The organism is Dinghuibacter silviterrae, from assembly GCF_004366355.1.
Taxonomy (GTDB): domain Bacteria; phylum Bacteroidota; class Bacteroidia; order Chitinophagales; family Chitinophagaceae; genus Dinghuibacter; species Dinghuibacter silviterrae.
Map to the genome: position 1 here is coordinate 1,621,039 of NZ_SODV01000002.1, position 12,038 is coordinate 1,633,076.

Annotated in this window: 3 protein-coding genes; 2 read left to right on the plus strand and 1 reads right to left on the minus strand. The window is 56.1% G+C overall.

The window, feature by feature from the left end; all coding sequences use genetic code 11:
- Positions 1–12: 12 nt before the first annotated feature.
- Positions 13–7,791 carry a SpvB/TcaC N-terminal domain-containing protein gene (locus tag EDB95_RS23840; protein WP_133998402.1) on the minus strand — a complete coding sequence of 2,593 codons (7,779 nt, stop codon included), beginning with the start codon at positions 7,789–7,791 and terminating at the stop codon, positions 13–15.
- Positions 7,792–7,991: 200 nt separating this feature from the next.
- Between EDB95_RS23840 and EDB95_RS23845 the strand changes: the two genes are divergently transcribed.
- A complete protein-coding gene (locus EDB95_RS23845) occupies positions 7,992–9,923 on the plus strand; it encodes a hypothetical protein (RefSeq protein ID WP_133998405.1) in 1,932 nt (643 codons plus the stop codon).
- On the plus strand, positions 9,920–12,037 hold the full coding sequence (locus EDB95_RS23850) for a hypothetical protein (RefSeq protein ID WP_133998408.1): 2,118 nt from the start codon (positions 9,920–9,922) through the stop codon (positions 12,035–12,037). Before EDB95_RS23845 ends, EDB95_RS23850 begins: the two co-directional genes overlap by 4 nt.
- Position 12,038: the final 1 nt, after the last annotated feature.

Sequence of the window (12,038 nt, forward strand, 5' to 3'; positions counted from 1 at the left end):
TCTCCCGACCGCTCATGGCGCTCCTCTCCATCTTAACAGCCGTACGGACAACACAGGTGTCAACTGGCTGGTATCCGAACCCGGTGTGATCGGGCTCACCTCGATGGGATCTATCGTGTTGGTCCCGTTTTGCATATCCCGGCCGATCAACTGTAAGAGGCCTGTGAACCGGGGATCCCTGGGTATGCTGGGTTTGGGCGATAAAAGCTGTGACAAGGGAATTTGTTGCGGCGGACCCAACGTGCCCGACGGTCCGAGGACACGGGCGTTGGCGGAGGCGCCACCCAATTCCCTCGTCGCTACGGATCTTCTTACACCTTCTCCGATCCGGTATTGGGGACCGCTGGGGGCGGCCGGTGCCGGCGGTGGGGTCGCCTGGGCAGCCGCCGGTGGAGGAGCGGCCGGGGGCGGGGCCGCTGCCGTCGGCGCCGCGGGGGGCGAAGGCGCGGGGAACCCCGGTTTGGGGAAGGAAGGTCCTGCGGCAGGCGCAGGTTCCGGTGTCGGCGGTGCAGCCGGCGGTTCGGGCGGTGGAGCGGGTGGAGGCGGTGGTGGCGCCTCGTTGCTCGTACCCCCGGTATTGGATTCCGGCGGCGGTGTACCCTTGAGCGCGGCTATACCATACCCCGCCAGCGCTACCCCGGCGCCTACGGCGGCACCGGATACCGCGGTGTTGAAAAGCTTCTTCTCATTGAGCCCTTGTCCGCTCATGACTTCCTGGGTCGCTTCGCTGGCGGTGGACGAGGTGGCGCCCAGGGCGGCTCCGCCCACCACTTTTTTGGTGGCATTGACCACCTTGGCTGCGGTGGTAGCGGTTTTCACCGCTGCCGTAGCGGTATTGGCGGAACGAAGCGCCGTGGCGGCGCTGCCCAGTCCACCGGTCACCGCGCCCCCGACCATGCCGCCGACCGCCGAGTCCAGGATCTTGTCCCCGTCGACCTTTTCGTCCCGTGCGACCTCCCGGGTAAATTCCGCCGCTGCTCCCCCGGCGGCCCCGGAAGCCGCACCCACGACCACGCCGGTGGCGACGGTGGCAGCGGCGCCTTCTCCCAGTATACCCACGGCCACCGCACCTACGGCGGGACCGGCGGCACCAGCCGTAAGGACCGTGACACCCACCCCAACGACAACGACGGCGGCGACGACCGCCAGGGTTTTCCAATCGTCAGAGTCCCATAAGCCCGTGGCATCGGTGGCATTGACCGGGTTGTTTTTCAGATAACAATAGTCGTTGACCCCGTCCCCGATACCGATCGGGTCGGCCGCCGTCCAGCGGCAAAGCCAGGGCGCATAGTACCTGGCCCCGTGATAGTATAACCCGCTTTCCTCGTCCCGTTCTTTTCCCGTATACCTATACCGTTTCGCCGGTACATCCAGACTGGGGTCGGCCGCCTGGTATGAGGTCGTGCCAAAAGGATGGTATTCCTCATAGGAGACAATATTAGCCAGCATGTCTAATTCATACTGGGCGCTTCCCAACTGGTTGCCGTATTGAAACCGCGGATAATACGCCCCCAGTGTGGAAGGATCCGTTCCCCCGCTGTCGACGGTCTTCCGGTCGATGGTGGCCACGCGGTTCTTGTTTTCCATGACGTGGAAGGTTTCCCTTTCCAGGGTTACATTCCCGGTGGTGTCATAACTCCGGTAAACCTCGAAGCTTCCGAGGTAAATCCGTTCGGATACCTTCCCGGTTTGCCCCTGTCCTGTCGTCACCTTCCGGGTCCGGCCGCCCGTCGCGTCATACGTATAATAGGTGGTCAGACCCGGTCCCGGGCCGCTGACGACCTGCTGGGTCACGGCGGCAAGCTGGTCTTTTACGTTCCATTGCATCGCGGGCAATTCGGGCAGGTTGAGCATATTCCCGTGGCCGTCATAAGCATACCGGACCGGGGTGCCCGAGCCGATGGTCGTCGCCAGCAACTGGTTGTTCATCGGCGTGCCCGGAGACACACCCAGGGAGGTCCGGTCCGGCACATTATTGTTGTAGGCGAAGGAACGGGTATAGCTTCCGGTACCGGCGACGTGTCTGAGTGTCTTCATATTCCCCGTGGCGTCGTATGTATAATACTCCGTGTACGCGCGCATGGCCTGGCTGTCCGTGGGTGCCGGCAGCGGGTTCATGGCGTCAAAGGGGTAGTTCCGGTAGTCTGTGTTCGATGCGCTTTCATCCACGGTATTCTGGGCGACTTGTTCCCTTCCTGTAGCCGAAATAAGCCGGTACACCGCGTCATAAGTATAGTTGCCGTCGGACAGCACCTTCTGGTTATTATAAAAGACAGGGGGCTGGGCTTTGTCCAGCAGATAGGTGACATTCCCCATGGGATCATAGTAATAATTCAGGTCCTGGAGTATGTCCGCACCGTTGTTACGGGTGGTCAGCAACCGGAGCAGCCGGAGGGTATCCGGGTCATAAAAATATTGGGTGACCGTATTGTTTCCGTAACGGATGCAGGCGCGCTGGCCCTTCTCGTTGTGACGGATTTGTGCGACATAGGCCGTGGGGCCGGTGGCTGTGCCCTGGTAATAAACATCCACCATGTTCAGGGCCCCCGATTCCCCGTAGCCGGGGAGGCTGACATCGGCATTATTGACGGCCGCCTGGGTATAGGGAAGGGCGATCACCGTACCTATGGCTGACGGGGCAGGTATGAACGGCCGGACCTCCAGGATATGCCTGTTTTGCGCGTCATACTGGACAAGGCAGGTGTATTCGACGGGCAGTTGGGTCGAGGGATCTGTTTCCAGCGCCCCCATATCGGTGGACTCCGAACCACTCCATTGGTTCACGGGGAGCAGCGGGTCGGGGGAAGCATAAGCCCTGGAAAAAACGCGGCTGCTTTGGAGGAGGTTGCCTTTAAAGTCATACAGGTAGTGCGTGACCAGGCCCGAGTCGTCGAATTGTCGGTAAAGCCGGCCCCTGAGGTTGCACGCCTGATCTGTCGAGCCGTTGATGGAGATGCCCTCCCCATAGATGTTGTATCCGTAAAGGTAGGTGGACCCGTTGATCGTGACATAGCTGCGCAGCGCCCGGTGCAGGCCGTCGTATTGGTAACGGTAGATAAATGTGTCCGTCCCCTTGACACTCCATTCATAAAAGGGGTTGTCCAGGCAGTCGTGCAGCGTCCATCGTTCCCCTGCATCCATGCTAACCCTGTGCACCAGCCGCTGCAGCAGGTCATAGTCATACTGCATGACCGTATTCCCCATGGGGTCAATGACCTGGAGGGGATTGCCGGTAAGGTCGAACACCACCTGGACCGCGTAGAATGCGTCGACACCGCCCGTTATATTGAATTCGACCGTATAGAAGTTCCGGCCCAAAGGGTCCAGGTGCCTGGCCGTGGGTGTATTGTAGTGTGCCGCGGCCTTTGCCGCGGCGTCTGCCTGGAGCGGATCCGTGGACGTGCTGTGTTGCTGGTACCATACACTGTCCTTGACGGTATCGTTCTGATCGTAGTCGATCTCCACCCAGGCATCGAACTGTGTTTGAGAAAAGCTTCCGTCGGGGAAATCGGTCCGGATCAACCGGCCCGCCGGGTCATAGTGCAGAACGGCACTGACCCCGGAAGCCGGGGCTTCCTCGTACGCCTGGCTATCGCTGAAGTACGGCTCGTATTCCAGCACCGCGTTGCCCTTGTTGTTGTATACCGTCTTGCCCTTTCCGAGCCAGCGGTGCTGGGCCGGATTGGTGCCATCACAGGTGGTACCGCTGTCCGCCATCACCTTTTTCATGGCAGACCGCCCCAAACCATCCGTATACTCGAAGCCGTATTGAAACGGAACAGAAGTGTCTACCCGTGGGTCCGGCGTTTGGCCCGCGTGCAACTGGCGGTTGATGCTGCCGGCGCTGAAAGGAATGCCATAGCTGTAGATATACCGGGTCGTGGCGCCCTGGAGCAGGGCCGGTCCGTTGGTAAAAGGATCCGCAAAAAAACCATCGATCTGGGCTGCGCTCAGGTCGCTCACCAGGGTGGCATCGAAGGTATCTCCCTCTCCTTTGCCCCGCATCGCGATGGCGACCACCAACCCCAGCCGGTCGTAGGCGAAGTCTGTTTGGTTCCCATTGGGATCCGTGATGGTTCCGGGTGACAATACCCGGTAATTCAGGGCGGTGGCTGCCGTTGTGTTGTCCAGGGGGTCGGTTACCGACGTAAGGAGCAGCCAGTGGCTGTCAAAACCGATCGTGGTCGGGGATCCAAAAGCATCGATGTACCGGTAGGGCAACAGAAAAGGCAGCGCTGCGCCCCCGTCGAGGTAGTCGATTCTGCCCGATGGAACCCACCATTCCCCGGAGGGATCGGTCGGGGGAAAGTAATGCGCCCCGATGTAGGCGTCCGATTCCACATACTGCCCGGCCTGGAGCAGTGCCGCCGTTGCCTTGCCCGCCAGGGCACTAACACCGGCGTCAAACGCAAGGTGGTATTGCTGGTAAACCAGGCCGAGGGTATCCATGGTGTACAAGGGCAGGATGGTCAGGAGGTCGTCCTGCAGGAACAGGGTGCGTTGGTGTTTGAGCCTGGTAAGGACCGGCGTAGTAGACGGGCTGGTGAAATCGGAGAGGAGGTAGTAGCCGGTACCGGAGCCCGGCGGCCCCCCGGTCCATTCGTAGGCAATGGTCTCGCACCCGGCGGGGAGACGGTATGTCTGGGCGGTAATAATCGGTGTGGTATAGCCATAATGAGTATAAATGATATACGTATTTTGCTGCCCGGCCATCACGGGCGCGGGCAGGGGTTGGTTCCCGGGCAAGGTGATCCCGCCGGGGCTGGCCGGGTTCACCGGTTGACGGGGATAGACGACCGCGTAGGTGTCGACGATGTCCCCGTAAGCGGTATATGCGCCGTTGAGGGTATGCGCTATCCTGGGGTCTGCCGGGTTGCGCTCATAGTGATAATTGATCACCTCGCTTTCCAGCGAAAGGAAAACCGCGTAGGGATTCGGACCCTGTAGTTGAAGCAGGCTGACGACATTGTTATGTTCCGCCACCGAATAGGGAATGGGAGCAAGTGTGGGGTTGACCGCTGCATCCAGGGCATACACCTCCTGGCGGAGGACCATGCCTTTGCAGGCGCGTGCTGCTTCCCGTGCCTCGTCCGCTGTCAGGCCGGTGGGCATGATCGAAGCCGGAAGATGGTATTCCGCCAGGGATGGGTTCTGAAAATATTCCAGGGCCAATTTACCAATGAGGTCATCCAGTCCGAAATAAGCGCCCGTATGGTACCAGGTCTTGGTCAGCATCGGTACCTGGTCTGCCCCTGAATTCGTGGAGAAAAGATCGGTATCTGTTTGTTCGACGCGTCCAAAACCCCTGAATTCCTTTTCCGGATAGTCATAGTAACCGTGATGATAGGTATAGCTGCTGGAATATTGTGTTCCTGTCACCGCATCCGATACCTGTATACCCGACACGCACTGGACGGGGAAGCAAAGCTGGGTGACCCAGGGTGTGCCCCCCAGCTTATCCTGGAGATAATAATACGTGGAGGACTTGTACGTCAGGGTAACCTGTTTGCCCATTCCATTGGTGAACCCACTCATCAGGTAAGGCTTTTGTCCTCCCATCAGGTCGATATATTGGATAGGACACGGCGCATTCGCCTCCAGTGGAGATGACCAGACGATGCAGGCCGTGCCGTTCCCCAAAAAGTCCGTCACCGAAAGCTGATTGGGCGCGGCCGTACCGGGAAATGCCGGCGCTTCGAAAGGATCGCCCCATGCATTCCCGCTGAGGTTCAGCCACGCACGGAGTTTGTCCTGTCCCAGGTACAGTATGTCCGAGACCCCTGTGCCATTGATGTCGGCGAGATGAAGATAGGCCGGGTTAAATTGGTCTATGGTGTCGAATACCGGCGCATTGCTCATGTTGACTTTGGCTCCGAAGACCCCATAGCCGAGATTGGGCCAGTATGATACCTCCCCATTCCGGATGCGGACGATGTCCGTAAGACCGTCCCCCGTCATGTCGGAGAGGAAAATGCTCTGGACCGGATCCGCAAACACGACGGCAGGCCCCTTCTCTTCGTCAAACGGTTTGGGCGCCAGCTCCGGGGCGTCATAACCCGCTACTCCAGCCGCGGGGAACCAGGTGAACACCTGCTCTTCGGACAGAACAATCTCCGGCATCCCGTCTCCATTCAGATCGATCAGCTTTACGTTGGGATCACCCGTGTCGATCGATGGGCAACGGTCGAAGCCTTTAAAGGGCCACCACTCCCGCTCTTCCGTCAGCGCAAAAAAACCTTGATGGGGGGGAAGGGTGCTGACAATAAACTTCCGTCCATCTCCCGTCAGACTCTGCAATTGCAGACTCCCCGTGTTCAGCCCGGTAAATGAAGGCTTGGGGGCCACCTGGGAGGCTGGCGTAAACACACCTCCTCCCAGGTTGTGGTTGTAGTACCAGCCCTCCGACTGTTCGCTCAACACACCCGCAATGCCTTCGTTATACAGGTCCGTGAATTGATAAGGAGGGATCAAACCCTGTGGGATATTGATGCGATTCTCCTCGTCCACGGTCTGTACCTCCGTATTCCAAACCGGCAACTGATATGAAAAGGACGCCGGGGGATAGGAGGACTGTTCGTATCCTTTGCCCGCCGTGCCCGACCACCCCGTTTCGGTCACCGACACGATAAAATCCACCTCGACCCATGACAAGGTATAGGGATCGGGCGCTGTCGTGAAATCGTAGAATTGGTACGCGAGGTCCAGCGATTTTACAAGGACCGGTTCCGCGTCCAACTCCGGTATATTATGGAACATCAGGAACCGGCGGCACAACCGGTACGTCCGCATATCGAACCCCGGTTTCCCGTCCGAAAAAGGATCAAGCCTCGATCCCCAGGATCCTGAAGGTGTAAACGTTGGTGTCCCCAGATCGTGGTCTCCATAGTCCAACACCAACGCAAAAAGATACCCCGTGCCGTCCGGTATCACCGGCCCATAAGGATCCGCCGATCCGGGGTTATAGGGTACGGTATTCCCATAAAGAATCGTCTTCAAATAGGTATTGGAGATCCCCTGGTTGCCGTTCAGACGGTTGCCCTCATGCAACAGGTCCGGTACGCCGACCAGGTTCTCCGGTGTATATACGAATTGTATGCAATTCCCCTTATCATCAAAAGATAGTTCCGGCAGCCACTCAAAGACCCGGGTGGTGTCCCCGGGATCCGCCACCCGCGCCTGTTCCGTCAGACCATAAAAGGTCGCCGTATTGTCCCTGGCCGTCGTTTTCCAAAACACACCCGTCGGCGCCGCCACCTGTTCGATCAGTACAAACCCGCTTTCGATGCGAGGCTTGAATGTCCTGATCCGGTACACACCCGGGGTTCTTACCTCCTGCACCCAGTCACCCTGTGCGTTCTTCGTCAATAGCGGAACAAGATCTTCTGCATCAGACAGTTGGAAAACGTCGCTTTCATCCTCGTAACGAGGCAGGCACTTCTCTGTCCGGCGCCTGATAGAGGGAAGGCTGATGTTCCACCCCAGCCCGAACGGACTGTTCCCGCTTCCCGAATTGTACCTCAGCGAAAGGGATGGCATAAATTCACTCCGTGACTTAGACAGTGGCACTGCCACGCTAAAGGCTGTCGTGCCGTTGGCCGAATTCACCTGAAACTTCTCGTCAATGGATTTCAGCGCCCCGCCCCCCTTTGGAAGCGGTATTGATGGGATTTGAATGAGATTTGTCTTGGCGTATTCCGAATGATCGCCTACCGGCTTGGCCACCGGTTCAGGTACACCACTGGGTAGCGGCTTATCTGGCATGCCTTGGTTAGCGACTTCGTCTGTGACCATAAACCGGGGGGATCTTTTGTGGTGTTATTGCCATAAAAGTATCCCGCTTTGCAGGTGGCCGCAAGGGTACATCTACCGGAAGCGGCAGGTATAACTACGTAAATCGAAATTCTTTTGGGAAAAAGGGTGTTTTCACCCTTATTGAGCGTGTTATTGGGAACAGTAAATATTATTTTCTAGTTTGGTGGAAACACCGGCACATGATCAAATTGCTTACCGATCTGCCCTGGACCACTATCGGGGAAATATTGATTTATTTGGTGTCCGCCCTGTTGCTTGTGTATTTTACGGTCATATCGGCGACCGATCTGCAGATGATCAAAAGTAAAGTCCTGCGTGACCGGGATGCCGAGATACTCCAGTATTATTTCCTGCCAACCGCGTCACTGACCATCCAGGCCGTCGCGGAAGTCTCCATAATTGTAGGGTCAAATACCGGATTGATTGTGGGTTTAACGCTTGCCAATTTGGTTTTGGAGAGCAAGGTCAATATCGAGCCGGATACAGAAAATACGATAGCTGTCTCTTATGTTCCCTTCATATTCGCCAATGACGAGGTGGACGTAACGACCAATGACCTGGGGTTGCTGCAAAATGTCGCATTCACTTCCGATGACCGGGTGACTTCTGTCGTTGCCGAGATCGCCGACCTGCCCAAGGCACTTTTGGGGCGTGGCGCGGAAATGCGCGATAGTGAGCGCATCGAGCAGGTGACCGAGCCAACGATCTACCGGAAAGAGACCTTTAAAAATACGTTCATCATCACGGCCGGGGAGATGGAAACCGGTTCGTTCAAAAGGCAATGGACCTTACGCACGGATGGTCTTGCTTTCGGCCAGGACAACCAGTTGCAGTTGGTGTTGGAGGCCTCTTTCGCCACCGGTCGGAAAAATGGGCTGAAGGCCGATGTATACAATGGCCTTTTGACCAGGCCCCTGGTCAAAAGGACAATACCCATCAGCGTCACCCAGGTCAATGGCCCCCGATTATTGACCGGGAATACCTTTAACATTACCGCATTGGTCCCGGATGTCTCCACAGTGCTGACAGTTCCGATGAAACGGTATTTCTTTGTCAAAGTTAAAAGCAATCCTGCCTTTTCAAACGGACTGCTCCAGAAGATGCACCTCGAAAAGCCCAGCGAGGCCGAGGCCTTTATCTCCATTCCTGTCCGGTTGCTCAAGGCGATCTTTTCCATTCCCTCAGAGTTATTTCACTTCAGGATTACCCGGTTGCAGGAGCAAAATGCGTTGGAAACAGAGCTTAAGAAGGCTAGAGCGTTGCAGGACAACACGGCAGCCCCCCAAAGGCCTGGGCCGTTGGCCGCTGCGGACCAACCAACGACGCCTCCTGAAATACAAGACGGGACCAAATTTGGGAACCTTCCCTCTCCCCCCGGGAAAACCGGGAGCATTCGTAATGCAGCAGGCCCTATGAAATTAATGGCACGAATGGCCAAAGGGGCGTCTGCTGCGCTCGGGGCGCCAAAAGTACCCTGTCAATGGTACAGCAAATTCAATGGAATCTGGGGCTACTATGGCAATAAAACCGCCAACACCTGCACTGCCGCCGCGGCCGCTCATCTTATCATCAGTTGGAAAGCCGTCAACAACCCGGCAAATGTTGCATTGCCACTGGTGTCTGCCGTTCTCGACGCATACACGAAAGCCGGGGGCACCGCCGATGGATTGAGCATTTTCAATATGCTGTTTTACTGGCAGGATAAAGGCATTGGCGGTGACATCGTAGGGGACTTTCAAAAAGTCAAGGCGAATGACTTCGATACTTTGAAAATGGCCACTTTTTGGTATGGGGGAAGCCTCGTCAGCCTCAATTTACCCGGTACCATTCAGGACGATGCAGCATCCACACGATGGAGCATCCCTGCCGGCGACCCACCAGGAAAATCCCTCCACACGGTGACTGTTCTCGGCTACGACACGGACGATACCATTTTCGCGGTGTCCTGGGGCCGGATCGTGACGATCGACCGGTCGTTTTATGAAAAATATAATCAGGAGACTTGGGTAGCCATCTCGACCACCGACTGGTTGAATGGCGAAGTATCACCCTCGGATGCGACCGAGGAGGCCCTCGAACAACAAATAACAACATTTAGCCAACAAGTATGATGACCCGATACTGCTTACCCCTCCTGATGCTGCTATTGGCCGGCAACGGCCTGTGCGCACAAACGACCATCCACGTCAGATTCGACTCGACGGGCCAGATGGTGAAATATCCTACCCCTGTCGTCCGGGGAAGAGATGACATTCAATTTTCGGTTGAGGTACCCCGTGCCCTGCTGGATTCCGAACTGGTGGCATTCAAAGCGCTTTTGCAGGCGGATTCCGGTTATTTAGCTGATCCCCTTGTAAATGGAGCTTACAAAGCGTTCATCAACACAGATACGATCGACGACTATACTGCCGCAGTAAGGGACCTGCTGGCGCACTGGCCTTCGTCATGTGCTTCCCGGATAACCAGTAACAACCTGCATCTCCCGGTGGATGCTTTTTTCCAAAACCTTTACGACAATCAGTTTGAAATCCTGGTGATGGACCGGTCCCGGAAATTGGATGTCGTTCAACTAGCGGCTGATAACGGGCATTGCACCGATATATGCGTAAGATTTATTGGTACGGTACACCTTCACCGGTATTTTTGTAAAAATTGTCCTTCGATGCCATTGGATTCTTTACGCTTCCAATTGGTCCGCTTTAATCCGCTCACGAAGACCGCCGCCGATTGGTACAAAGTGGCGAAAAACAGGGGCTTTCAGCAACTCAATTATGATGATGTCATAAATCAACTGCTCGCTCTGGATGGTGCACACCCGAATACCATAGCACGTAATCTGGTGACGAGCCTGCGCGGGTGGTTTATGGATTGGTTTTGGTTATCCAAGGGCCAGTTTGTCTTAGACCCTTTCAGACAGATCAGCAAGACAAAGGTGAGCGACGCGACGTGTCGGGCAAGCATGCTCGACAGCACGATTGGCATGTTGCGGGAGCGTCTTGCTTTCAACGATAGTGTCAAAAGGCACGTCCCCTTTAAGGAATGGAGGGAGGATCAGTTTAAAAGGGTGCAATCCAAAGGCGCGGATATCCAGGCGGAAATCAAGTCTGATTCGCTCGAACGGGTGGCCCTGCTGAAGGCGGTGAATGCTTCCGACCCGGCAAGCCTGGGCGTAGGCACCATAATAAACCAGGTTGATGTTTACCTGTCGAGGGGCAACCTGGTCCGTCCACAAAAGCAATTTGACGCTGCCAGCCGTTTGTCGAACGCATGGGCCAGGGAGAGACGTCAACAGCGGGTTTCGGAAATACCGCAGACCGAAAGACTATTCGTCGTCGTTTACAATATCGACTCTTCCGCGTCGGTGAAACTCACGGAAAAGCCCGGAGCCTTCGACGATCAGGCGGATTTTACCAAAAACGGGGTTAACGCGTTAAATTTTTCGGTCAGTGGCTCCGCCAGCCAGGTGACCGGTATCGTAAATAACCTGCAGTCATTTCGTCTGTTGGGTAACAATATTCCACCGGGTAGCGCGCCGCCCGGTGGCGACGACATGGCCAGGGTAGTGCAGATGCTCAAATCTTTGCGCGATGACTACCAGGCCGGAAATATCACTTTCCCTTTAAATGCGGACCTTTTCGCACGTCAAACCTACACTGCCCCGTTGTTTGCGACTTTTGCCAGACCTATGACGCTGCTGTCGGCGCCGTATTCCGATTCCTTTTCGATCCGGCAAGTGATCAAGAAGGACACCATGACGACCTTGTCCTTTGTAAACGTGGGCAAGCTGCGGCACTTTCAGTTGGCGGCAGGGCTTGCCTTTTTAACCCAGCCCGCCACCATAACGACCATTGATACTTCCGGAGGCGGGTTCAAAGTCAAGACAGCCAGTAGTACCGCCGCGGCCGTGCTCGGTATAAAATTCTACCCCATAAGGAGTTTCAACCGGGACAATGGAATCATACCCCGATACCCGCTCAGGCACCTCAGCGTTTTTGGCGGCTTTAATATGTTGCACCCGCTTAACGATTTTTACGCGGGATTTGGATACGATATTGTACCGGGATTGAGCTTCATCCTGGGTAAAAATTACTATGTGAAGACGGCCTACCAGGTACAAAACAACCAGATCATAAATTCAGAACGCGTCTTCCACACGGGCAACTCGTTCTTTGCGGTTACAGTCGACCCGGTGTTGTTCTTTACTATCGTCAAATCATTCTTTTAAC